19 protein-coding genes are annotated in these 25451 nt (G+C 63.9%); 5 read left to right on the top strand and 14 right to left on the bottom strand.

The window, feature by feature from the left end; genetic code table 11:
- Positions 1–145 precede the first annotated feature (145 nt).
- The 4 genes from P3T18_RS26290 to P3T18_RS26275 form a co-directional block, all read right to left on the bottom strand.
- Entirely contained in the window at positions 146–991 is an 846-nt protein-coding gene (locus tag P3T18_RS26290) for a competence/damage-inducible protein A (protein WP_429302873.1), read from the bottom strand.
- A gap of 20 nt (positions 992–1011) precedes the next feature.
- A complete protein-coding gene (locus tag P3T18_RS26285) occupies positions 1012–1851 on the bottom strand; it encodes an EI24 domain-containing protein (protein ID WP_429302872.1) in 840 nt (279 codons plus the stop codon).
- Positions 1852–2103: 252 nt separating this feature from the next.
- Positions 2104–3102, bottom strand: a complete 999-nt coding sequence (locus P3T18_RS26280) for a sterol desaturase family protein (protein WP_429302871.1) — start codon at positions 3100–3102, stop codon at positions 2104–2106.
- A 58-nt stretch (positions 3103–3160) separates the two neighbouring features.
- Complete coding sequence (locus tag P3T18_RS26275; protein WP_429302870.1) at positions 3161–4180, bottom strand: beta-propeller fold lactonase family protein; 1020 nt, start codon at positions 4178–4180, stop codon at positions 3161–3163.
- A gap of 550 nt (positions 4181–4730) precedes the next feature.
- On the opposite strand from P3T18_RS26275, the gene P3T18_RS26270 reads away from it, so the two are divergent.
- Positions 4731–7337 carry a YadA-like family protein gene (locus tag P3T18_RS26270; RefSeq protein WP_429302869.1) on the top strand — a complete coding sequence of 869 codons (2607 nt, stop codon included), beginning with the start codon at positions 4731–4733 and terminating at the stop codon, positions 7335–7337.
- Positions 7338–7542: 205 nt separating this feature from the next.
- On the opposite strand, the gene hrpA is transcribed toward P3T18_RS26270, so the two are convergent.
- The gene (hrpA, locus tag P3T18_RS26265; RefSeq protein ID WP_429302868.1) at positions 7543–11808 is read right to left on the bottom strand and encodes an ATP-dependent RNA helicase HrpA; all 4266 of its coding nucleotides are present in this window, start codon (positions 11806–11808) and stop codon (positions 7543–7545) included.
- 23 nt (positions 11809–11831) lie between these two features.
- On the opposite strand from hrpA, the gene argA reads away from it, so the two are divergent.
- From argA to proP, 3 genes are all read left to right on the top strand, one after another.
- Positions 11832–13220 carry an amino-acid N-acetyltransferase gene (gene argA, locus P3T18_RS26260; protein ID WP_429302867.1) on the top strand — a complete coding sequence of 463 codons (1389 nt, stop codon included), beginning with the start codon at positions 11832–11834 and terminating at the stop codon, positions 13218–13220.
- Between the two features lie 55 nt (positions 13221–13275).
- Entirely contained in the window at positions 13276–13554 is a 279-nt protein-coding gene (locus P3T18_RS26255; RefSeq protein WP_429302866.1) for an oxidative damage protection protein, read from the top strand.
- Positions 13555–14263: 709 nt separating this feature from the next.
- The gene (gene proP / locus P3T18_RS26250) at positions 14264–15766 is read left to right on the top strand and encodes a glycine betaine/L-proline transporter ProP (protein ID WP_429302865.1); all 1503 of its coding nucleotides are present in this window, start codon (positions 14264–14266) and stop codon (positions 15764–15766) included.
- Between the two features lie 124 nt (positions 15767–15890).
- On the opposite strand, the gene P3T18_RS26245 is transcribed toward proP, so the two are convergent.
- From P3T18_RS26245 to P3T18_RS26210, 8 genes are all read right to left on the bottom strand, one after another.
- The gene (locus P3T18_RS26245) at positions 15891–16391 is read right to left on the bottom strand and encodes a metallophosphoesterase family protein (RefSeq protein WP_429302864.1); all 501 of its coding nucleotides are present in this window, start codon (positions 16389–16391) and stop codon (positions 15891–15893) included.
- Positions 16392–16574: 183 nt separating this feature from the next.
- Positions 16575–17384 carry a hypothetical protein gene (locus tag P3T18_RS26240; protein ID WP_429302863.1) on the bottom strand — a complete coding sequence of 270 codons (810 nt, stop codon included), beginning with the start codon at positions 17382–17384 and terminating at the stop codon, positions 16575–16577.
- A gap of 2 nt (positions 17385–17386) precedes the next feature.
- Positions 17387–17962 carry a TMEM175 family protein gene (locus P3T18_RS26235; protein WP_429302862.1) on the bottom strand — a complete coding sequence of 192 codons (576 nt, stop codon included), beginning with the start codon at positions 17960–17962 and terminating at the stop codon, positions 17387–17389.
- Positions 17963–18104: 142 nt separating this feature from the next.
- Positions 18105–18512, bottom strand: a complete 408-nt coding sequence (locus P3T18_RS26230; RefSeq protein WP_429302861.1) for a cupin domain-containing protein — start codon at positions 18510–18512, stop codon at positions 18105–18107.
- 20 nt (positions 18513–18532) lie between these two features.
- Complete coding sequence (locus tag P3T18_RS26225; protein WP_429302860.1) at positions 18533–19933, bottom strand: FAD-containing oxidoreductase; 1401 nt, start codon at positions 19931–19933, stop codon at positions 18533–18535.
- A 186-nt stretch (positions 19934–20119) separates the two neighbouring features.
- The gene (locus P3T18_RS26220) at positions 20120–20308 is read right to left on the bottom strand and encodes a hypothetical protein (RefSeq protein ID WP_429302859.1); all 189 of its coding nucleotides are present in this window, start codon (positions 20306–20308) and stop codon (positions 20120–20122) included.
- A gap of 237 nt (positions 20309–20545) precedes the next feature.
- Positions 20546–22855, bottom strand: coding sequence for a sensor domain-containing phosphodiesterase (locus P3T18_RS26215; protein ID WP_429302858.1), 2310 nt, complete (start codon positions 22853–22855; stop codon positions 20546–20548).
- Positions 22856–23041: 186 nt separating this feature from the next.
- A complete protein-coding gene (locus tag P3T18_RS26210; RefSeq protein WP_429302857.1) occupies positions 23042–23878 on the bottom strand; it encodes an SH3 domain-containing protein in 837 nt (278 codons plus the stop codon).
- A 289-nt stretch (positions 23879–24167) separates the two neighbouring features.
- Between P3T18_RS26210 and P3T18_RS26205 the strand changes: the two genes are divergently transcribed.
- Positions 24168–24746, top strand: coding sequence for a lysozyme inhibitor LprI family protein (locus P3T18_RS26205; protein ID WP_429302999.1), 579 nt, complete (start codon positions 24168–24170; stop codon positions 24744–24746).
- 167 nt (positions 24747–24913) lie between these two features.
- Here the strand turns inward: P3T18_RS26205 and P3T18_RS26200 are convergent, their stop codons facing one another.
- Positions 24914–25444: a nucleoside deaminase gene (locus tag P3T18_RS26200; RefSeq protein WP_429302998.1), complete on the bottom strand. Its 531-nt coding sequence runs from the start codon at positions 25442–25444 to the stop codon at positions 24914–24916.
- Positions 25445–25451 lie beyond the last annotated feature (7 nt).

The following is a 25451-nucleotide window of genomic DNA, read 5'->3' as shown; positions in this document are numbered from 1 at the left end:
TGATTGCGACTCTCGGGCGTGCGCGGTGTTGAGATTGCTGCTCGACGCTCGCCGCAGTTGCAGCCGCGGCCGCGAAATAAAACGGGCGCTGTCGCGCCCGGATCAGACTGTGTGGCGACACGCCGCTTGAGCGTGTCCTGTTCTGTCAGCCTCGTGGTTTCGCCGATGCGGCGGCTGCCGCAGCCGCTTCCGGTTCGACGATATCGCCGCCCAGCAGGTGCACCCCTTCCCGCAGCTTGACGAATGCCGCTGCCACCGCTTCGGGTTCGCCCTTCACACCCAGATCGATATGATGCCGCGCGTAGACGCCACCACGCTCCGCATCGCCCACGCTCGGCAAGCTGAACACGCGCACACCCGGAAAATCGTGCTCGATTTTCACCATCAGCGGTGTCACGCGCGACTCCGGCAACTCGAACACGAGCAGCGATTTCTCCGCGTGCGGCATGGCGTGATGCAGATCCGCATATTGCGTGTCGAGCACCCATTCGATCATCGGCCAGGCCATGACCGGAAAACCCGGTACGAAATGATGCTGGCGGATCGAGAAGCCAGGAATCTTGTTGTAGCCGTTCGGAATGATGGACGCGCCCCGCGGATACGTGCCCATGTTCAGCCGATGCAGATTCTCCGGCGAATTCAGGTCGAGCGGCGTGTCTGCATTGGCCGGGTACATGTCGCGAATACGGTCCTGAATCAGCGTCGCCGCTTCGGGGTGCAGTTCGAGCGGCACGCCGAGCGCCGCAGCCGCGCATTGACGCGTGTGGTCGTCGGGCGTCGCGCCGATACCGCCGGTCGAGAACACGATGTCGCCCGATGCGAAAGTGCGCCGCAGCGTGGCCGTGATGCGCTCCGGATCGTCGCCGACGTATTCCGCCCAGCCGAGCGACAAACCACGCGCGCCCAGCAATTCGATGACCTTCGGCAGATGCTTGTCGACCCGTCTGCCCGACAGGATTTCATCGCCGATGATGATGACGCCAAAAGCCATTGCCGCCTCTTTCGTTCAAATCATTCCAGATAGGGAACCGGCGCCGCCTGCCGCACGCCGCCGCGCTCTTCCGCGCGCATGCGTTGCAGGGCGCGCAGACAGTAGTAGCCGAACCACAAGGCCGAGAACACGAGGATGAACGCATAGATCCAGATCGTCACCGCGGTGACGACCGGAAACAGTACGATCAGCCAGACCGACGACGCCCACAACAGCGTCGGCAGCGAACCCAGCAGCCCGCTCGCGATGCCGATCAGCAGAAGCGGCAAGCGAAACCTGCGCACCAGCGCGCGCCGCTCGTCGCGCGTTGCATGCAGCGCGAGCGCGTCGTAACTCATGACACGATACGTCAGCCAACCCCACAACAGCGGCGGAATCAGCGCGAAAAATGGCGGCACGAGCCACAGCGGCAACGTGACGATCAGCAACACGACGCAGATCAGCGTGGTCCACAAAGCCTGGACGAGACTACCGTACCACGTTCCGCCGCGACGCATCTCCAGGCTCGCGAATTGCCGCGCCGACAGAAAGCGGATCACAGATGGCATCGAGATCGTGGCGATCAGCAGCAGCACCGTCACGACGATCAGCGGAATCACCATGGCGATCACGATAAACGGCGCAATGGCCGTGTGCAGCGCCGAAAACCCGAGCCAATCGAACAGATGATAGAGCGTGAGCGTGAACGACCAGCTTTCGAGCCATGTGCGGGTCGCGCCGATCAGCGTTTGCCAGGAGAACCACAGAATCACGCCCCAACCGACCGTTGCCGCGAAAAACGGCATGAAGGTCAGCCAGAGCATGCGCGGGTGGAGCGCGCTTGCGAGCGCGCGCCCGAACGAGCGCAACAGGTCATTCATGCGAGCCAGTGCCGGTGAGTGAAAGGATGGACAATCGGCGCGCGCAAATCATGCGCAAGCCATACGCACACCATGCGCCAAACCGCGCGCAATCGTGGAAAGCATAAACCACGAGGCGCGCCGCCGGGGAAACCGGCGACGCGAGAGGAAGAGAGTTGGGATGACGAGTTGGGACGACGAGCAGCGGGCCGCGTGATTCGGGCGACTGACCGCGACCGGCGCTTCAGTCGAGCGGGCTCAGGTTCGCGGCATTCAGACAGCGGCCGCGTCGCTACCCTTCGCGCGACGGCGCGGCGAAAGCCGTGCGGCGATGCGTCCGAACGCCAGCCAGTGCTGCGCCCAGAAACCTTCGCCGTAACGACGGCCTTCGAGTTGGTCGCTGATGCCGGTTGGTTCCATGTCGCGGCTCCACGACACGCTGCGAAACAGCATGTCCCACCACGGGAACAGAACACCGAAATTGCAGCCGTATTTGAGGCCCTCATGGCCGTAACCGATGGCATGGTGACGGCGATGGAAAGTCGGGCTCACCAGCAGACGCTCGCCCAGCCAGCCGAAATACAGTCGGATATTCGCATGCTGGACGCTTTGCGCCAGGTTCGTGATGGCCACCAGCACGACGAATTGCGACGGCGGCACGCCGATCACCAGGGCGATGACCGCGAAAAACGAGGCTTGCAGCAGATCGTCGAGCAGATGGTTACGGTCATCGGACCACAACGACATCTGCTGCTGGCTGTGATGCACCGCGTGCAGTTCCCACCACACACCGATGCGATGTTCCCAACGGTGATACCAGTAACCCGCGAAATCGAGCACCAGCAGATACATGACGAACGTGACGAGCGGCTGCGTGGTGACGCCGGGCCACAGATTGTCGAACTCGATATTCGAAATGTTGTGCAGACGCAGCCACGCCTGCACGCTGTCGAAGAACGGCTGAAGCGCGAAGAAAAAGAACAGGTTGAGAATGCCCAGCTTGGCGATCCACGTGTAGATCACGTCGACCCGCACCGCCTTGCGGTTCTCCCAGCGCTCCACCGGACGCAGCGCCTCGAGCGGACGCAGCACCGCGTACATGGCCAGCACTTCCAGCACGCCGACGATCACCCAGTAAAGGCTGTCGTAGGTGTCTTCGTCGTAGTCCATCAGGTTGAAGCGGAACAGCAGCGGCTGCACCACGTCGACGTACAGCATGGTCTGCGCGGCGGAAACGAAGCTGTCGAGAGAAGCAAAAATCAGATGGAACATGGTGCTGGCCTGGTTACTTCATCCGTCGCGGCGCGCGCTGGCAGTGTCAACCTTTGCCTCAGGCGCCGTTCGGCGCCGTGACCGGCGCGCGATTGAAGAAATAGATACCGTGCGGCGAACGGCCGACGGCGATCGTCTGGATCAGCTTACGCGTATTCAGGTCGATGATGCCGACGTGCTTCGCGAAGCGGAACGTAACCCACAGATAACGTTTGTCAGCGGAAAGTTCCATGTCGTCCGGTCCGGGCATCAAACCCGTGATGTCGCCGACATTGGTCAGGGAGTCTTCGTCGATGATGCTGATGGTGCTCGCGACCCGATTGGACACCGCGACGTGCTTGCCGTCGGCCAGCGAGCGGAAGTTGTGCGCGCCGTTGCCCGTATGGATGGTCTTGACGATCTTCTGGTTACGCCAGTCGACCACCGCGACGTAATCCGCGCCGGTCATGCCGACCAGCAAGTATTTCTCGCCCGGCGTCATCCACAACCCGGCCGGCACCTTGCCCACCTTCATCTTCCACTTGACGGTTTGCGTAGCGAGGTCGATTGCGGCCAGCTCGCCCGACACCTGCAAGGTGACGAACACCGTCTTGCTATCTGTAGTGAAGGCCATGTGACTCGGCATGACCGCGAGCGGCAGCCGCGAAGCCAAGGTCATCTGGTTCTTCTGGCCGTCGTAGTGATAGATGTCCAGGCGGTCCAGACGCAGGCCGGTGGTCACGAGCCATTTGCGGTCCGGCGAAAAGCCGATCTGGTACGGGTCTTCGATGTTCTCGACCCAGCGCTGCACCTGGCCCGATTTCGGGTCGACGAACATCAGATTGTTCGACACCGAGTTCGCCACGATCAGCGACGAATTGTCCGGCGTGGCCATCAGATGGTGCGGTTCCTTACCCGTGGGCACCGTGCCGACCACCTGGCGGGTGGTCTCGTCGATCAGGCTCAGCGTGGCTTCGCCGGAGTTGAGCACGATCACGTTGTTGGCGTGGGCCGCCGGAGAAAAAAAGCCTGCGGCGGCGACCAGCGCTGCGCTCACGACGCACGTGGCAGTCAAGCCGGGAAGAAAAAATTTACGCATGAAAACTCACTTCGGAGAACAACCATCATTGTAGAACGTTTGCCGGCGCGAGCGGTTGACGCAGGTCGTGGCGAACGCATTTTCAGCGGCTCTGGCGCCGCCCGGCGGCCTTGATATTCACGCGACAAAAATTATCGCTTTTGCCAATTAAATTAACAACGACACATTAAACAACAATCCTAATACAGCGCGCAAAACATAAGATACTTTTTGATTAATCTTTATTTTTCTTATTTTAAAACATAAAAATACATATACAAACAAATTACATCAATTTTGAAATTTAATTAAGAGTTAGCTTATGCCGACTCGAACGTTAAATAAGTGAAACTCCGTCACATCATTGCCCACACTTAACCCAGTGGACAAAGGCGTGCGAGACATTCTTCACGGACTGCACAGCGAGTTGAAGCGAGACACCACACCAATTCAAATCTGGTGTCGACATGTCAATTTGTGCGCGACATGCAGCGGGCGATGGCGTTTATCTCGTGACCGGAATGGATTTATTCGCTGTCCACATCAGCAATATCGCGGAGTTTCACAAAGTATGAACAGGATTTACAAATCGGTCTGGAATGACACGACCGGCACATGGGTCGCCACGTCCGAAGTCGCGCGCGCAAAAACGAAGCGCGGCAGCGGCGGCAAGCTGGTTGTTGCGCAGGTCGTGATGGCGGGGGCGGCGTTGCTGGGTGGGGTGTCGGCGCATGCGCAGTATTTTGAAGCGAACGGCCCTGAATTCGCTCAGGCGTCCGGTCCGTGGGCAGTCGCGGCAGGATCGGGGGCAAATGCGGCCGAGGCCGGCTCCGTGGCGATTGGTGCTGATTCCAAAGCAGCAGAAGTATCGACGACCGCAGTCGGCGGGTTCGCGCAGGCAATTGGGTCGGATTCCACGGCCCTCGGTGGCGGCGCGACTGCATTAGGAGCCGGCAGCACGGCGGTCGGTGTTGGAGCCGCCGCAAGCGGAGACGGCGCCTTGGCCGTCGGCTATATCGGCACGAGCGCCACGGCACCCGACGCAGTCGCCATTGGACATAACGCAGTCGCCTCTGCGGCGAACAGTGTCGCGCTTGGGGCAAATTCGACGACCACGGCCAGTAAGGCGGACTTGGAAGCCCCGGGCTACATGCCCGCTGGCGCCGACACATCCCTACTCGCTGGTACCAGAGCACTGGGAGAAGTATCGGTCGGGTCGGACGGCGCCGAACGCCGTGTGACCAACGTCGCTGCAGGTTTAGCTGGCACCGACGCCGTAAACGTCAACCAGTTGAAAGCCGTCGCGGACAGCGGCACGCAGCACTACTTCAAGGCAACCGGCAGTACCCCCGGCACCGACGACGCTTACGTTGCCGCGCAATCGTGGGCGGTCGCAGCAGGACCGAGCGCGACCGCAACCGGCCTAGCCTCCGTGGCAATCGGCTGGTCAGCCATGGCAACTAACGTATCGGCTACAGCAGTCGGCAGCCTTGCAAACGCAAGCAATGACAGCGCGACCGCGCTTGGCGGCGGTGCGACAGCATCCGGAGCAAGCAGCACGGCAATTGGCGCGGGTGCCGTAGCCACTGCTGAAAGGAGCGTCGCTCTCGGTACCAGTTCGACCACTTCGGCGAATCTGAAGGCAGACGCCTACTTGCTCAACAGCCCCAATGGCTCGATGATCGCCGGCACTGACCCCGTCGGAGAAGTCTCGATCGGCTCCGACAAAGCAGAACGCCGCCTCACCAACGTCGCCGCAGGCTCCGCCGACACCGACGCAGTCAACGTCAGTCAGCTCAAGGCACTCGACAGCAACATTGCGGCCGTCGCCGACAGCGGCACTCAGCACTACTTCAAGGCCACCGGCAGTACCCCCGGCACCGACGACGCTTACGCTGCCGCGCAATCGTGGGCGGTCGCAGCAGGACCGAGCGCGACCGCAACCGGCCTAGCCTCCGTGGCAATCGGCTGGTCGGCCATGGCGACTGACGTATCGGCTACAGCAGTGGGCAGCCTTGCAAACGCAAGCAATGACAGCGCGACCGCGCTTGGCGGCGGTGCGACAGCATCCGGAGCAAGCAGCACGGCAATTGGCGCGGGTGCCGTAGCCACTTCTGAAAGGAGCGTCGCTCTCGGTACCAGTTCGACCACTTCGGCGAATCTGAAGGCAGACGCCTACTTGCTCAACAGCCCCAATGGCTCGATGATCGCCGGCACCTCGCCCGTCGGCGAAGTCTCCATCGGCTCGCTCGGCCAGGAGCGTCGCCTCACCAACGTCGCCGCAGGCTCCGCCGACACCGACGCAGTCAACGTCAGCCAGCTGAAGGCAGTCGAAGCCCAGACCAGCGCCACCGCCGCGAAAGTCGACGGCGCCGTGACGTACGACACCGCCAACGGCTCAGTCGACAAAAACAACGTCACGCTCGGCGGCGACGGCGGCACCGTCATCCATAACGTCGCGGACGGCGTGGCCCTGACCGACGCGGTCAATCTCGGTCAGTTGAACGCGGCGGTCAACGGCGCGGTGAACAACGCCATCGGCACGGCAGCCGATCCGTTCGTCGCCGCAGACGGCAATCGCGACACCGAAGCCGCGCAAGCCACCGGCACACACTCGTTCGCAGCGGGCGCAAGCGCGGTGGCGAGCGGCGCAAATTCGGCGGCGGTCGGCGCGAATTCGATGGCGAGCGGCAGCAACGCGACGGCCATCGGCGCGGGTGCCAATGCGAGCGCCGATAACGCCGTGGCGCTGGGTCAAGGCTCGGTCGCGGATCGTGCGAATACGGTATCGGTCGGTGCAGTCGGGTCGGAACGGCAGATCACCAATGTCGCCGCTGGCGTGCAAGGCACGGACGCTGTGAACGTGAACCAGCTGCAGCAAAGCATGAGCGGTGCGGTGGGTCAGGCGAACAGCTATACCGACGACCAGATCCGTTCGGCACGTCGCGACAGCTACGGCGGCACGGCATCGGCACTGGCGGTGGCGGGTCTGCCGCAAGCCGTTCTGCCGGGTCACGGCATGGTGGCCATGGCTGGCGGCACGTATGGCGGCCAGTCGGCGGTTGCGATCGGTGTGTCGCAGTTGTCGGAAACCGGCAAGTGGGTCTACAAGGTGCAAGGCACCAGCGACTCGCGCGGTCAGTTCGGCGCGTCGATCGGCGCCGGGATGCACTGGTAAGGAGAACCGGCGGCGGACTCGTGACGAGTCCGCCGCCGCGCGCTAATCCTCGTCAATCAGCGTTATTCAATTAGCAACAGCAGCGAGTGGGCGCGCGCTTGCTCAGCACGCGCCCTTTTCGCGTGTGACGCCCTTCTCAAAAGGAACGGTGTCACACGCTTTTTTTGTTGCGCCGCCTTTGTCGGTCCATCGATACCACGCGGCATTACCGCTGCATCGATTCCCACACCTTGTGCAGGCGCTTCACCGATACCGGCATCGGCGTACGCAACTCCTGCGCGAACAGCGAAATGCGCAGTTCCTCGAGCAGCCAGCGGAATTCCGACAGGCGCGGATCGAGCACACCACCGCGTTGCGCGACGGCGCGCTGATAGTGCTGCAACAAGGGTTGGAATTCGGCGAACTGCCGCGCGTCGCGCGCCGGGTCGGCCTTCAGTTTGTCGATGCGCAGCGCGATCCCTTTCAGATAGCGCGGAAAGTGCGCCAGTTGCGCGTACGGCGTATCGATCACGAAACGCTTGCCGATCAATCCCTCGAGCTGCGCCTGCATATCCGAATACGCGGCACCGAACGACTTCGCCTGCACCAGCTTTTTCGTGACACTCGCATACTCGGTGAGAATCAGGCCGACTAGCCGGGATATTTCCTGCGCAAGCAGCGTGAGACGGCTGCGGCCTTCGTCGCGGCGCGTGTGGAAACTGGCGTCGTCGTCGGGCAGCGGGTCCTGCAAACATGCGCGGTCGAGCGCGGTGTCGATCAGCTGATCCCGCAACTCTTCCTGCGTGCCACGCGGCATGAACTGCATCGCCATTTCGCGCAGGCCGGGCAGGTTTTTCTCCAGATACTTGATCGGCTCCTTCAACTGCAAAGCGAACAGCCGGCGCAAACCAGCGCGATGAATTCGTGCCGCTTCGTCCGGTGAATCGAACACTTCCACATCGCAATGCGCGCCGCGATCCACCAGCGCGGGATAGCCGAACAGCGTCTGACCGCCGCGACGGATTTCCAGCAATTCCGGAAGCTTGCCGAAGTTCCAGGTGGTGAGCTTTTCATACAGCGCGGTGCCCTGGGTCGCACCTTGCTGAACGGTTTGCGGACCCGCAGCCACCGCGCCCTGCACTCGCTGCCCGGCGCCGCTTTTACCCGACGCCTGCGCGGGCGTCGCGACACCGCCGCCGCCCGCGTCCGCCAACGCCGCGCCGGCCGCGCTCGACGCGATCTTCTGGAAATGCTGCTGCGCCTGGCCGCCGAGTTCGGCGCGCAGTTGCGACAGATTGCGTCCCATCGCGAGCTGACGCCCGTGCTCGTCGACCACCTTGAAGTTCATGAACAGATGCGGCGGCAAGGTTTCGAGCTTGAAATCCGCCTGCTTCATGGCGACTTGCGTCTGCTCGCGAATATCCGCGATCAGCGATTCGAGCACGCCGCCCGCGCCAAAACGCGGACCGCCATGCCGGTCGACGAAACCCGCTGCGAACTCAGGCAAAGGCACGCAATGCCGCCGCAACTTCTGCGGCAACGACTTCAGCAGCAGTTGCGTTTTCTCCTTGAGCATGCCGGGCACGAGCCACTCGCAACGCCGTGCGTCGACCTGATTCAGCGCGTACAGCGGCACGGCGAGCGTCACGCCGTCACGCGGCGAACCGGGCTCGAAGTGATACGTGAGCGCCATCTCGACACCCGCCATCGTCATGCGCTTCGGGAACAGATCGGTGGTGACGCCCGCCGCTTCGTGACGCATCAGATCGTCGCGCGAGAGATACAGCAGACGCAGCTTGTCTTCGGGCTGACCGCTCTTTTTCAGCTCGTCGCGATACCAGCGCTCGAACGCCGCGCCGGTGTGAATGCCTGGCGGCAGCGCCTGATCGTAGTAAGCGAAAATCAGTTCGTCGTCGACCAGCACGTCCTGACGGCGCGACTTGTGTTCCAGTTGCTCGATGTCGGCGAGCAGTTTGCGGTTGTGCGCGAAGAACGCGAGCTTCGTGTCGAACTCGCCCTCCACCAACGCGCCGCGAATGAACAATTCGCGCGCACGCGCCGGGTCCTGCTTGCCGAAACTCACGCGTCGCCGGTGATAGATCGGCAGCCCGTAGAGCATGGCGCGCTCGAACGCCGACACCTGCGCCGCGCGCTTCTCCCAATGCGGCTCCGACAAGGACTTCTTCAACAGATGCGAGCCGATCCGCTCGATCCACTCGGGCTCGATCTTCGCGATACATCGCGCGTAAAGCCGGCTCGTCTCCACCAGCTCGGCGGCCATCACCCATTTGCCGGCCTTCTTGACCAGCGCCGAGCCCGGCCACAAATAAAACTTGATACCGCGCGCGCCAAGGTAATACGGCTCGTCGTCGGCCTTCAGACCGATGTTGCCGAGCAGCCCCGTCAGCAATGCCAGATGAATCTGCTCGAAGGTGGCTTCCGCTTCGTTCAGCCTCCAGCCGTGTTCACGCACCACGGTCAGCAGTTGTGAGTGAACATCGCGCCACTCGCGCAGACGCAGTTGCGAGAGAAAGTTCTTGCGGCACTCGTCGTGCAACTGCTTGTTCGACTTCTTGTGTGCGATCGCCTCTTCGAACCAGTTCCAGATTTTCAGCCATTGCAGGAACTCGGAGCGCTCGTCGGCGAAACGCCGATGCGCCTGATCGGCCTGCTCCTGCGCTTCGATCGGCCGGTCGCGCGGGTCCTGCACCGACAGCGCGCTCGCGATGATCAGCACTTCCTTGAGCGCCTGCTGGTCGCGCGCGGCGAGAATCATGCGGCCGACGCGCGGATCGAGCGGCAGGCGCGCGAGTTCGCGGCCGAGCGGCGTGAGCTGATTGTCGTCGTCGACGGCGCCGAGTTCGTTGAGCAACTGGTAGCCGTCAGCGATGGCGCGACCGGGCGGCGGCTCGATGAACGGAAAAGTTTCGATCGCCGTCAGGTGCAGCGACTTCATGCGCAGAATCACCGACGCCAGCGACGAGCGCAGAATTTCCGGATCGGTGAAACGCACGCGTCCCTGGAAATCGCTTTCCTCGTAGAGACGGATGCAGATGCCGTCGGCCACGCGTCCGCACCGGCCGGCCCGCTGGTTGGCGGCGGCCTGCGAGATCGACTCGACCTGCAACTGCTCGACCTTGTTGCGGTACGAGTAACGCTTCACGCGCGCGAGGCCGGTGTCCACCACGTAGCGGATGCCCGGCACCGTCAGCGAAGTTTCGGCCACGTTGGTGGCGAGCACGATGCGGCGCGCGTTCGAGGTGCGGAACACGCGCTCCTGCTCCGCGGCGGAAAGCCGCGCGAACAGGGGCAAAATCTCCGTATGCGGCGGATGATGCTTGCGCAGCGCTTCGGCGGCGTCGCGAATCTCGCGCTCGCCCGGCAGGAATACCAGCACGTCACCGGGGCCTTCTCGGCACAGTTCGTCGACCGCGTCGACGATGGCTTCCATCAGATCGCGATCGGTTTCGCGCTGGGTTTTGGGCCGCTCGCGCGCTTCGCGCTGCTGCGCGGCCGCGGTCGTGCCTTCCGCCGACTTCACCGCCGGACTATCTTCCGCGACCGGCCGGTAGCGCACCTCGACCGGATAGAGACGCCCGCTCACTTCGATCACCGGCGCGGGCTTCTCGTCGCTGCCGAAATGACGCGCGAAGCGGTCGGCGTCGATCGTCGCCGACGTCACGATCAGCTTGAGATCGGGCCGCTTGGCGAGAATTTCCTTCAGGTAGCCGAGCAGAAAATCGATGTTCAGGCTGCGTTCGTGCGCCTCGTCGATGATCAGCGTGTCGTAGGCCTTCAGCAGCGGATCGGTTTGCGTTTCGGCAAGCAGAATGCCGTCCGTCATCAGCTTGACGGACGCGCCCGGCGAGAGATTGTCCGTAAAACGCACTTTGTAGCCGACCACTTCGCCGAACGGCGTGCCGAGTTCTTCCGCGATACGGCGGCCGGTCGCCGACGCCGCGATCCGGCGCGGCTGCGTGTGGCCGATCAGACCGTTGCCGCCCGCGCCGAGCCCGCGCCCGAGTTCGAGGCAGATTTTCGGCAGCTGGGTCGTTTTGCCCGAACCGGTCTCGCCGCACACGATCACGACCTGATTCCGCGCAATCGCGCGCGCGATTTCCTCGCGGCGCCCGGAGACGGGCAACGCTTCCGGGTACGTGATGGGCGGAATCGGATTCGGCTCCGCCACCACACGCGGCGCGCGTGGCGGACGCGGCGGCCGCGCTTCGGCGCGCGCCTCCCGCGGCGGATTATTTTTCTGCGGGTTTTTGCGCGCCTCTTTCTGGGCGGACACGGACGTGGACGCAGCCGGGGAAGCAGCAGAGGACGCAGCGTTAGTTTTGCCGGCGCGACGCGGCTCGCGCGCCTGTGACGGCGTGTTGCGCTGGGCGTCCGGCGTGCGACGGCGCTGCGCGTCGCCGGTCTTTGCCTGATCGACGGCCGGCGCCGCATTCTCGTTCGCCGCAGCGGGACTTTTGGGTACATTCGACATGGGGGCGCATTATAATCCCCGGCATGAATTCCCAAACCGACCTCGTCCCCGCGCCCGCGAGCGTTCCGGCCCCCGCCGGAGCAACGGAAGATCTCGCCCAGCACGCGCAATTCGTCGACTGGATGCGCTCAGTCGCCCCTTATATCCATGCGTTCCGCAACAAGACGTTCGTCGTCGGTTTCGGCGGCGAGGTGGTGCATCAGGGGCTCCTGAATGCGCTCGTGTCCGATATCGCGCTGCTGCAGGCCATGGGCATCCAGATCGTGCTGGTGCACGGGTCGCGGCCGCAGGTCGAGGAGCAGATGAGTCTGCACGGCGTCGAGTCGGAGTTTTCGCACGGCATGCGCATTACCGACGCGCGCGCGCTGGAATCGGCGAAAGAAGCCGCCGGCGAAGTGCGTCTGGATATCGAGGCGGCGATCAGCCAGGGTTTGCCGAACACGCCGATGGCGCACGCGCACATCAGCGTGGTGTCGGGCAACTTCGTCACCGCGCGCCCGGTCGGCATTCTCGACGGCGTGGATTTCGCCCACACCGGCGTGGTCCGCAAGATCGACGCGGATTCCATCCGCCATTCGCTCGCGAGCCGCAAGCTGGTGCTGCTCTCCCCGCTCGGCTTCTCGCCCACCGGCGAAGCCTTCAATCTGTCCATGGAAGACGTCGCCTCGGCGGCCGCGATCGCGCTGCGCGCCGACAAGATCGTGTTCCTGACCGAAACGCCGGGTCTGATGGAAGCCGGCGAGGAAGGCCCCGAACTGGTGCGCGAACTGTCGCTCGACGACGCCTACAAGCTGCACGAAAGCGGCGAAGTCACGGGCGACGCCGGCTTCTACCTGAAGCATTCGATCCGTGCCTGCCGTGGCGGCGTGGCGCGCGCGCACATCATCCCCTACGCGCTGGACGGCAGTCTGCTGCTGGAGTTGTTCCTGCACGACGGCGTGGGCACGATGATCTCGTACGAGAACCTCGAAAGCCTGCGCGAAGCCACGCCGGACGACGTCGGCGGCATTCTGTCGCTGATCGAACCGCTCGAATCCGACGGCACGCTGGTACGGCGCGGCCGCCACCAGATCGAACGCGACATCGACCATTTCTCGGTGATCGAGCACGATGGCGTGCTGTTCGGCTGCGCGGCGCTGTATCCGTATCCGCAGGAACGCATCGGCGAAATGGCCTGCCTGACCGTCGCACCGGAAGCCCAAGGCACGGGCGACGGCGAACGTCTGCTCAAGCGCATCGAACAGCGCGCCCGCGCTCGCGGCCTCACGCGCATTTTCGTGCTCACCACGCGTACCGAACACTGGTTCCTCAAGCGCGGCTTCGTCAAGGTCACGGTCGACGACCTGCCCGAAGACCGGCGCCGGCTCTACAACTGGCAGCGCAAGTCGCTCGTGCTGATGAAACAGCTCTGAGCGCCGCACTATCAAGCGGCTGCCCGCCCCACATTCAAATCAGGAGAAGCACAGCATGACTCGTATGGTTCAATGCGCGAAGCTCGGCAAGGAAGCCGAAGGCCTCGATTTCCCGCCGCTGCCGGGCGAACTCGGCAAGCGGATCTACGAAAGCATTTCCAAGGAAGCCTGGCAGGCCTGGTTGAAGCAGCAGACCATGCTGATCAACGAAAACCGCCTGAACATGGCCGACCCGCGCGCACGTCAGTACCTGATGAAGCAGACCGAAAAGTTCTTCTTCGGCGAAGGCGCCGATACGGCGCAAGGTTACGTGCCGCCGCCGGCGGCCGAATAAGCGTTGTTTGGGGCTCGCAAGGCGGGCACCATCGGCAACATGAAAAATCCGCGCCGCGAGCGCGGATTTTTTTCGCCTTTTTTGCCTTTTTTCGCCCGCGCAACGGTTCGCGGACTTTGTCGAAAACTCTCCGGACGGTACATTTTCGAGGCGCTTTTAAGCCCCCGTTCCACGCCGCCGGAATCGCCGCGATCCCCCGTCCCGCAAGGGTTTGCGCAGTATCCCATTAAGCTGCGACGCGGGCCGGGTTTGCACGATCCTCTGTTATCGTGCTATCATGTGCATCGTTCAAACAGCAATTCACCTTCATTCACGTTCACTCTAGGCTTGGCCAGCGCTTATCCGGCCTACCCGGTTGAACAGTTTTTATACAAGAAGGCTCGTCGGTCGTTTCCCCGTTCGATCTCGCTTCGTGAGCGGCGATCCAGTACCGGCCTTTTTCGTTTCAAGCCTTCCAGCGGCGCGTGGGCCAGCTTTCAGCCACCCCAGCGTCCTCATGCATCTGCCCCCCTTCCACGGCCACGCAGATGCAACAGTCAGCACAATCTAGACGAGTGTTTTTTCGCGATCTGTCTCGCGAGGCACGGGCGTTGTGTTTTTCCTTGCGCCCATCTTCCAGCGTTCCTACGACGACTGGAGCGCTCTCGCCATCGCTCGCGAAACGACACTTCCCCAGCACCCGTGGCGGAACGTTCATGTGCGTTTTTTCATGAGTTTCGTCGCAGTCATTGGAGTTTTCACCTTGACCGCTTCCAGCAACGGCTTCTGGCGACACCACAAAGAAGAACAACGCCTCTCACTCGACGACATCACGGTCGTCGATAAATCTCTCCTCAAGCGGGCCGTCGGCGCGATGGCGCTCGGCAACGCAATGGAATGGTTCGATTTCGGCGTGTACAGCTACATCGCCGTCACGCTCGGCAAGGTCTTCTTTCCGTCGGCGAGCCCGGCCGCGCAACTGATCGCCACGTTCGGCACGTTCGCCGCGGCGTTTCTCGTGCGTCCGGTCGGCGGCATGGTGTTCGGGCCGCTGGGCGACCGCATCGGCCGTCAGCGCGTGCTGGCCATGACCATGATCATGATGGCGCTCGGCACCTTCGCGATCGGTCTGATTCCGAGTTACGCCAGCATCGGCATCTTCGCGCCGGTCCTGTTGCTGGTGGCACGTCTGGTGCAAGGCTTCTCGACCGGCGGCGAATACGGCGGCGCTGCGACCTTCATCGCAGAATTCTCGACGGACAAGCGCCGTGGCTTCATGGGCAGCTTCCTCGAATTCGGCACGCTGATCGGCTACGTGCTCGGCGCGGGTACGGTTGCCGTGCTCACGGCCACGCTGTCGAACGACGCGCTCCTCACGTGGGGCTGGCGTGTGCCGTTCCTGATCGCGGGTCCGCTGGGACTGGTGGGTCTGTACATCCGGATGAAGCTCGAAGAAACGCCCGCGTTCAAGAAGCAGGCCGAAGAGCGTGAAGCCGAAGACAAGGCGCTGCCGAAGCAGTCGTTCGGCCAGTTGCTGGCGCAGCAATGGAAGCCGCTGCTGCTGTGCGTCGGCCTCGTGCTGATCTTCAACGTGACGGACTACATGGCGCTGTCGTATCTGCCGAGCTATCTGTCGGCCACGCTGCACTTCAACGAAACGCACGGCCTGTTCCTCGTGCTGCTCGTGATGGTCCTGATGATGCCGATGACGCTCGCCGCCGGCCGTCTGTCCGACACGATCGGCCGCAAGCCGGTGATGCTGTTCGGTTGCGTGGGTCTGTTCGCGCTGTCGATCCCCGCCCTGCTGCTGATTCGCATGGGCACGGTGCTGCCGGTGTTCGGCGGACTGATGATTCTCGGCGTGCTGCTGTCGTGTTTTACGGGCGTGATGCCGTCGGCGCTGCCGGCGCTCTTCCCCACCAAAATCCGCTACGGCGCGCTGGCCATCGGCTTCAACATTTCGGTATCGCTGTTCGGCGGCACGACGCCGCTCGTCACGGCGTGGCTGGTCAACAGCACAGGCAATCTGATGATGCCGGCGTATTACCTGATGGGCGCGTCGCTGATCGGTATCGCTTCGGTGCTCGCGCTGCGCGAGACGGCGCGCAAGCCGCTGCTCGGCTCGGGTCCGTGCGTGGCCTCGCGTGCGGAAGCACATGCCGTGTTGCGTGGTGAACGCGAAGCGGCCGAGATGGACGAGCGCTATGCAGCGGCGGCTACCGCGCGTGCATAAGAGATGCATTGACGCGTGGATGCTGTGTGCGTGATCGGGCAACGATTAGCATGCAGCACGCCACGTAGGCGATAGTCAGCAAGATCAGACGGGCCGGCAAACCACCAGTTTGCCGGCCCGTTTTCTATGGCACGAGCGAATCGACGCTGGCCGTCGCGTGCGCGCCTTCCACTGTCAGCATGCCCGCGGACACCGGCAGCTTGAAACGCCGCGGACCGGCGCTGCCCGGATTGACGAACAGCACGCCGTCGCGCTCGACGATCAGCGGTTTGTGCGAGTGTCCCGTGACCACGACGTCGATGCCCTGGCCGCGCGGATCGTCGCCGACGTCCGCGATATCGTGCACCACCAGTATCGTGACCTGCGCGATGGTGAGCTTTGCGTGGGTCGGCAGCGCGGCCGCCCACTCGCCGACATCATTGTTGCCGCGGACGACGGTAAGCGGCGCGATGTGCGCAAGCGTATCGAGCACGGCCTGATTGCAGATGTCGCCGGCATGAATGATCGCGTCGCAGCCGGCCAGATAGTCGAGCGCTTCCGGGCGCACGAGGTTGTGCGTGTCGGAAATGAGGCCGATGCGCAGGCCGTTGCGGGTCGAGGTGGAAGTGCCGGCTCGTAAGGTCATGGCTGCGGTATTGGCTGAGGCGCTCGTGGCGCGAACTGATGGGGCGATCCGGTCAAGCAAACTTCACGCGAATTTCATGCGGCGAAGGCGGACGCTGCAACGTTGCACGACGCGAGTCTTGCGTCTTGCGTCGGGTCGCTTCTCGCGACACGCGACACACTTCACGCCAGCTTACCCCCGCCCTCAGTCCGCAGGCGTCTCTCCCGCAAGCTCATGCGTCACAGCCCGCGCGGGCCGCGTTGCACCTGGCAATCGCCGGGTCGCGCCCTGCACGACGATCGACACGAGCGCCGCGCAGACAAAGCTCGGCCACACGCCGTAGCGCGGCAGCAGCGTCGCCGTGACCGCAAAGAACGCCGCGAACGAAGCGCGCCCGATCACCATGCCGCGCATCAACAATGCGACGAAGTCCGCGCCGTGCGCACGTTGCGCCGAGACGGCGAGCACGATGCCGAGCAACGGAAAGACCGAGAGCAATCCGCTCCACGTTGCGCCCGTCGACGCCGACAAGCCGGTGACGGCCAGCGTGAGCAACGCGCCCGCCAGCATGCGCAACGCCAGATCGCCGAGTCCGAGGCGCGTGGCGGGCACATGGCCGCTCACGCGCGGCAAGCCGCTCTGCGAGATCGCCACCGCCACGCATGCCGCCGCGAGCGCGCACGCGAGACTCGCCGGCAAATGCGTGAGCAGCAGCGCCACGCCGATCCAGCCCGCCATCCCCACCAGCAAAGCCAGTGGCCATGCAAAGCGGCGACAGGTCCACGCGTAGCTGAAATTGAAGGCCTCGGACGCGGCAATTGCCGCGATCGACGCCGCCGATGCCTGCGCCGCGAAAGCCGGACCGCGCTCCAGCGCGAGCAGCAGAACGATCGGCCCGGCCACCACCGGCAAGCCCGCCAGCCAGCCCGCCACCGACGGTCCCCAGATGCGCCCGGCGGCTGTCAGCGCGGCGAGAAACGCCGGCACCAGCGCGAGCTTGAGCGTGAGCAGCATGCTCAGGCTTCCAGTACGTGCTCGATGCGCCGGTCGGGAATCAGCCACCACGCGGCCGCCAGCGTATAAAGCGCCGCCGACACCCACGGCACGAAAAACGCGAGCGCGATACCGGCCAGATAGATCACCACCGACACCTTGCCCTTGAAGTCGTTACCAACCGCTTTGGCGAGCGTCGAATTGCCGCCGTGCTCGCGGATCAGCACACGCGTCAGAATGAAATACGCGATCGCGGACATGAACAGCACTACGCCGTACATCGCGGTCGGCCACGAAGCCAGATGATTTTCGCCGACCCAATGCGTGACCGCCGGCAGCAGCGAGAGCCAGAACAGCAGATGCAGATTGGCCCACAGCACCGAGCCGTTGACCTTCTGCACCGCATGGAACATGTGATGGTGATTGTTCCAGTAGATGCCGACGTAGATGAAACTCAGCACGTAGGCACAGAACACCGGCGCGAGCGGCCGCAGCGCGGCGAGATCGAAACCTTCCGGCACCTTCAGTTCGAGCACCATGATCGTGATGATGATGGCGATCACGCCATCGCTGAAGGCTTCGACACGTCCCTTGCCCATCGCTCGGATTCCTCAGGTTGAATACGGTTGAGCGCGCAGTGCGACGTGTTGTGCAGTCGCATTGCCGGGCGTTGCCGGCAACTCGCGCCGTTGCCGATTATCCGCGATGGCAAGCGGCTTTGTCGATGCGCTGTCGAAAGGCTTACGCTTCGCGTTTCGTGGAAGCCGTGTGCGGCGCTTCGGCGCAATACACGGCGAGCCACACGCTCGGCGCGGTGTCGCTGGTCCACGCAACCCGGTGACGGCGATGCGCTTCGATCAGCACGTGATCGCCCGGCTGCATGCGATGCAGTTCAGCGGCGCCTTCGAATTCCAGCGCCGCCGCGCCGCTCAGCAGCACGACCCACTCGGCGCGCGGGTCGTCGTACCAGAAGCCGGGCGGACTCGCCTGCCCGGTCGAGACGATCCGCTCGACGCTTATGCCACCTGCGCCACCCACGCCATCCGCGCCATCCCGCTGCAGCAATGTCTCGACATACTCGCCGGCACCGGTCGCCGCGCCGAGGTCGAACAGATTGCCGCTGATTAGCTTGCCGGATTCGGGCTGCATGATATGCGCTCGCTCGACCGTCACTTCATCGGCTTCAGGCCGTCGAGCAGGGTCGGCACCAGCTCGCTGATGGTCGGGTGAATATGCATGGCGAACTGCAAGGTCGGATACGGCGCGCCTGCCGTCATGATGTCGATGAAGGTGTGCAAGGCTTCGTCGCCTTCGACGCCGTGAATCGCCGCGCCGAGTATCTGTTTGCTCTGCGGGTCCACCAGCACTTTCATGAAGCCGTCGGTTTCGCCGCGTTCGCGCGCACGGCCGACCCGCGTCATCGGCATGGTGGCGATAAGCGCGTCGCGACCGGACTTGCGGACGTCGGTTTCGGAGAGCCCGACGCGCGCGAGCGGTGGGTCGACGAAGACCGCGTACGTCATGATGCGCGAATCGACGCTGCGCGCGCCGCCGTCGAGCAGATTGGCCGCGACGATCTGAAAGTCGTCGTAGGAAGTGTGCGTGAAGGCGCCGCGTCCGTTGACGTCGCCGATCGCCCAGACGCCGGGCACATTGGTGCGCAACTGGCCGTCGACGGGAATCGTGCCGTGATGGTCGGCGACGATGCCGGCGGCGGCGAGGCCGAGGTCGTCGGTATTGGGCTCGCGGCCCGTGGCGAACAGCAGGTGCGACGCTTCGAGCGCGGGAATATTCTGTTCGAAACCGATGCACACCTCGTTCTCGCGATGCGGATGCGGCTCCACGCGCGAGGGCTGCACGTTGAAGCGAAACTCGATGCCTTCGCGCGCGAGCACCTTGCGCACCGACTCCGCGAAATCCGCGTCTTCGCGCGCAAGCAGACGATCGCCGCGCACCAGCACCGTGACCTGGCTGCCGAAGCGGCGAAAAATCTGCGCGAATTCGAGCGCGATATAACTGCCGCCGACAATCGCCAGATGCGACGGCAACTCGGTGACTTCGAGCAGATTGGAATTGGTGTAGTACTGAATGCGCTCGAGCCCGTCGAGCTTCGGCACCACCGCGCGAGTGCCGGTGTTGATGAAGATTTCGTCGGCGCTGATTTCGTCGATCACCGTGCCGTCGGGCGCGCTGATCGAGAGCGTGTGCGCGCCGGTAAAGCGCGCGTGTCCCTGAAACACCGTGACGTTGGCCGCGCTGCGCAGCCACTTTTCCACGCCGTCGCGCGACTCGCCGATGATGCGGTCCTTGCGCGCCTTCACCGCCGCCAGATCCACGCTGAGCGCGCCGCCGATGTGCACGCCGAGATCGGCGGCGTGGCGTGCCACGTGCGCCGCGCGGGCGCTCGCCACATACGATTTGGTCGGCGTGCAACCCACGTTCACGCAGGTTCCGCCAAACGCCCCGCGTTCGATGATCGCCGTTTTACGGCCGCTTTTTCCAAGACGCACGGCCAGCGGCGCGCCGCCTTGTCCCGTGCCGATCACGACGGCGTCGAAGTGCTGAGGCATGGCAACTCTCCCGAGGCTGGAGTACAGGTCGTTGCATCTTACCCTTAGCGCCTCGCGAGGATGGTGTCGCTGCCCTGGCCGCGTCTGCGTCCTATACGCGGCGTGAGCCACCGCGGCTGTTGCCGAAGCCGGACCTGCTTCGTTGCTTGCTTCTTTGCTTGAGGTTGCTGTGGTGCTTCGTCTGCGTCAGGCGTGGCAAACCACTTCGCAGATCAGTTCGCGCGAACGTTGCAAGGCGGCTTGCGCGCCGCGCGTCGCCACGACCCAGCCGACCTGGCTCAGGTTGAAGTCTTGCGCGACCATGACTTGCATGAGGGCGACCATCGGCAGGACCACCGATGGATGGTAAAGCTGGTTGCGGATCACTGCTGGCATCTTGATACTCCCGTCGCGCGCGCCGCTTCGGCCTCGCGCAGATATACGTTTCGATGACGGGATTCTAGGCAGTCGTGTCTCGCGGATAAAGACGGCGAACGCGAAGTCACTTGTTTGCCAGACGGAACAATCGACCACCCGTCCGGCAAGCCTTGCCGGACGGGCGTTCCGTTGGTTATTCAGGGTCCCGCGGCGCGCGCCGGAGCGTCCGGCGCGGGCTCGGGAAGTGCAAAAGCCCTACGAAATATCCGCCATTCCGGCGCGTGCGTCGCTCAGACTGCGCGCATAAGCGCTGGCGCCGACCGGCCGGCTGTACAGATAACCCTGCTGCTTGTCGCAGTCGATGTTGCGCAGGAAGGCGGCCTGCGCGGCGGTTTCCACGCCTTCCGCCGTGACGTTCATGCCGAGCGAATGCGCCATCGCCACCACGGCCTGCGTGATCGCGATCGAATCGCGGTGATCCGGCAAACCGGCGACAAAGGAACGGTCGATCTTCAGATTGTGCAGCGGAAAGCGTTTGAGATACGACAGCGACGAATAGCCCGTGCCAAAATCGTCGACGGAAATCTTCACACCCATCGCGCTCAACTCCCTGAGCATGGGCAGCACGGCGTCGCTGTCGCTCATCAGAAGCCGCTCGGTGATCTCCAGTTCGAGCGCGCCGGGTTCGAGACCGGACTGCGCGAGACAGCGCGCGACGCGCTCCACGAGACCGTCGTTGAATTGCCGCGGCGAGAGATTCACCGCCACCACCAGATCCGGCGCCAGCGTGCGACGCCACTGCGCGAGCTGCTCGCAGGCGCGCGTCAGCACCCAGTTGCCAATCTCGACGATCAACCCGGCGTCTTCGGCTACCGGAATGAATTCGGCCGGCGAGACATCGCCCAACTCGCAGTTGTACCAGCGCAGCAACGCCTCGGCGCCGACCGTGCGCCCATAGCGGCTGTCGACGATCGGCTGATACACGAGGCTCAGTTCGTCGAACGCGAGCGCGCGCCGCAGCGACTGCTCGATCGAGAACCGCCGTTGCAGGTGCCGGTTCAGTTCGGCCGTGAAAAACTGGGCGTTGTTGCGGCCGCACTGCTTCGCGTAGTACATCGCCGAGTCGGCGTTGCGTATCAGCGTCTGCACGTCCTGTCCGTCTTCGGGAAACAGGCTGATGCCGATCGACGCGCCGAGGTAATACTCGTTGCCGGCCGCCGCGAACGGCACCGCGATCATGTCGAGAATGCGGCGTGCCAGCGCGCGTGGATGATCGCAGTCTTCATAGCCGCTGATCACCGCGACGAACTCGTCGCCGCCCACCCGCGCCAGCATGTCGTCGCGGCCGACGCAGGCCGACAGACGTTCGGCCACGCTGCACAGGAGTGCGTCACCGGCTTCGTGTCCGGCGGTGTCGTTGACTTTCTTGAATCCGTCCAGATCGACGAACAGGACCGCCACGTGCGCCAGCTCGCCGCTGCCCGCCATCGCGTCGGGCGCGAGCAGATCGGCCATCCGCTCGGTCAGATAGGCGCGGTTGTAGAGCCCGGTGAGCGAATCGCGGGTGGCGAGAAATTTGAGTTGCCGTTGCGCTTCGCGCACCGGTCCGATGTCGGAAAAGGAGATCAGCACCGAACTCGGCTCGCTGTCGCCGGGTTTGATGATCGGCACGACGTTTTCGGTAATCCAGACGATCTGCCCGCTCACCAGTTCCACGCCGATCGTCACGCCGAGCATCGGCTTGCCGCTCGCGAACACCTGCATGGTCGGGCGTTCCGTCTCGGCGAGGAGCGAGCCGTCGTCGTGATAGCCGCGCGCCATCACGCTGCGGACGTGGCGGCCGACGATCTCCGGCCCCGCGCGCAGCGTGCGCTGAGCGCTCGGATTGCAGGCGAGGATGATGCCCTCGCGCGATTGCACGACGATGCCTTCGTTCAGATGATCGACCACCAGGCGGTGATGTTCCTCGCTGAGCGCGAGCCGCCGGCTCATGGCGTCCTGGTGAACCGCGAGACCGACGCTATGGCCGATGTCGCGCAACATGGTTTCTTCTTCGGAAGTGGGCCGGCGCGAGCAGCGGTGATACACCGCGAACGCGCCGAGCACCACGCCCGCTTCGTCCGAGAACGGCACCGACCAGCACGCGCGCAAGCCGAGCGGCAGCGCGAGATGGCGATAGTCGGCCCAGAGCGGATCGTTTTCGATATCTTCGACGACCACGAGACGCCGCTCGTACATCGCCGTGCCGCACGACCCGACGTGCGGGCCGATCTCGATGCCGTCGATCGCCTCACTGTAATGCGCGGGCAGCGACGGCGCGCCACCGACGCGCACGTGCACGCCGTCCGCCTCGAGCAACAGGATCGAGCACGACGCGCCGTCGCCGAGCAGCGCTTCCGCGCGCCGGCAGACTTCGTCGAGCAATTCCGGCAGTGGCGTGTTGCGGGTAATCAGCCGCAACACCGTGCGCTCCGACGCCAAGGCGCCCTCGGCCAGATCCGGCCCACTACGGGTGCCGTCCGGCGTCGCTCTCATCGCGCTATCTTTTGCCGCTTCGCATTTCATATGTGCGCCCCCTAACCCCACATCGGCAAGTTAGTGTACGCGGCGTATCCGGGTTTACGCCAAGCCGGCAAGTCTGGCCCTCACGCATGACGGCACGAGTCGGTCCGCGAGAACCGACTCATGCCGCCCATGCTTGCCGTGACTGGCGTATGTAACCGACATCGCCCAGCCGGTCGCCGCGTTACATCAGCCCGGCGGACGACCTCCTCCGCCGCCGTTGCCGCCTCCCCCACCGCCACCGCCCGGCGGTCGGTTGCCGCCGCCCTCCGGACGGCCCCCACCGTTTCCGGGTCCGCCTGGCGGGCGTCCGCCGGATCCTCCTGCATTACCCGGCGGACCGCCGGGTCGACCACCTGCATTGCCAGGTGGCGGGCCACCCGGTCTGCCACCTGCGTTCCCCGGCGGCGGACCACCCGGCCGGCCACCTGCATTCCCCGGCGGCGGACCGCCCGGTCTGCCACCCGCGTTCCCCGGCGGCGGACCGCCAGGCCGGCCACCCGTATGCCCCGGCGGCGGACCGCCAGGCCGGCCGCCTCCATGACCCGGCGGCGGACGGCCGCCGTGTCCGGGCGGCGGTCCGCCGGGTGGACGACCCGCGCCGGGTCTCGGCGGCGGAGGCGGCGGGTGATGCGCCCAGCGCGACTGCTGGCCGTACCATGGCCGGCCGCGATAATAGTTGCCCCAGTAAGTGCCGATCGAGAACGTGACGATCGGCAAGCCGATCACCGTGCCGTAGTTCATCAAGGGCACGTTGCTGCCCTGGTAGGGATAGTTGAGCCGCGCGGCATAGACCCAGCCGCGCAGATTCGGCGCTGCGACATCGCACCATTGATAGTTGCTGAGACAGCCCATCACGGTGAGCGGCACGCCGCCGGGAACCTGGATGACGACGGGATAATCGGAGGCCGGCCCCGCCCGCACATTCACCGTGCCGTTCGTGTAAGCCTGCGACTGCGCATTGGCCGCAACCGGCAACGCGACCAGACCGGCAGCGACGCAAATACAGCGAGCGAGTTGCTTCATTCTTCCCCCGTTGCGTTTCACGGTTTCTAGCGTGCGTTGTTCCGTGCTTTCCACGTGCCGCGCGTTGCTGCCGTGCGCGCCTGACTGCGTCGTGCTTTGCCTGATGCGTCGTGCGTTGCTTTGTGCGTCGTAATTTCATGAGCGTCAGCACGGCGCATGCCCGAAAGCTTCCGCCGGGCGGCAAGATTTGGTAATCACCTGCGCCAAGTCAGCTTGTTCTCCGGCGTCTGTCTCGAGGCGACTCGTCCGATCATGCACGGGACGAAAAACCATGCTCTTCGGGACCGCCATGAAAATGCTTCGCCCTCTCCTGATTGCCGCGCTGATGTTCACCCATCTGCCTGCTCACGCTACCAGCTTCGACTGCACCAAAGGAAGATCGTTGACCGAACGGATGATCTGCAACGATCCCGGCCTGTCGAAGCTCGACGATACGCTGGGTCAACTCTACTGGAAAGCCCGTCGCCGGGTCGTGAACCGGCGTGCATTTCTCACTGACAGTGACAGCAAATGGGCGTGGCGGGAAGCAAATTGTCGTGACGAAACGTGTCTCGGGACGTGGTATGCGTCACGGATCGATGAATTGAAACGTTTGATTCAAGCGATGCAGACGGGAACGCCTGCAAGAACAGTCGATGGTACATCTGCGGTCACGCCGGCCGATCCCGACGAGGCGCGCAAGACGCCGCTGCCCGCACCGGCCTTGCAGCAACTGGAGACGGCCATGCTTCAATGCACGGCGAGCAATCCGGGCATCGAGTTGCACGACCAGTGTTCGACCGTAATCAAACAGAAAAGCCAGTGGGAATACAAACCGCATGGCGGCGACTGGTTTTGTGGGCTAGCCATGCTCGATGCGCCGCAGTGAGCGCGGCAAGCGCACGAAGATGTAGGTTTCATGCCGCTGGAAGCGCTCACTCAGTGGAGCACTGGGTGAGCGCTTCACGCGGCTCGATGACACTTAAGCAACGCTCAAGCAACAATCGAGCAACAACCAGGCAACCGTCGCATGACCGTCGAACAACAGCGCGCCGCTCACCGCCCGTCCCAGAAGCGCCGCTGCACCTCCATCACTTCCGCCTCGACTTCCTCCACCGGCCCGATCACCTCGACCGCCTTCTGGCAATGGTCGAAGACATAACGGCACTCCACGCTCATGGTCGGGTTCTCCGCATGATTGCCGGTGGCTTCGAGCAGACGTTTTTCAGTCATCCCGAACACGACTCGCCCGATGTTGGCCCAGTACATCGTGCCGGCACACATGCAACACGGTTCCACCGACGTGTAGAGCGTGCAGCTCCACAAATACTCCGGCGTGAAATTCAGGGCCGCCACTCGCGCCAGCACCGACTCGGCATGATTCACCGTGTCGACATTGCCCTGCTCCATCAACACGGTTTCCTGATCGGGGCCGACCAGCACCGCGCCGAACGGATGATGTCCCAGCAACGTCGCCCGCTCGGCAATCCGGCTCGAATGGCGTAAGTGCCGCACGATCTGCTCGTGAGTCGGCGTCAGACCTTGTGGCGGATAACTGGCCACAGCGTCGGCCGCATCAGCGGTCACACCAGCG

This window comes from Paraburkholderia sp. GAS199 (assembly GCF_050436585.1).
Lineage (GTDB): Bacteria > Pseudomonadota > Gammaproteobacteria > Burkholderiales > Burkholderiaceae > Paraburkholderia.
The sequence above is the reverse complement of the archived record's forward strand: the minus strand, read 5'-3'. Positions and strand labels throughout refer to the sequence as shown.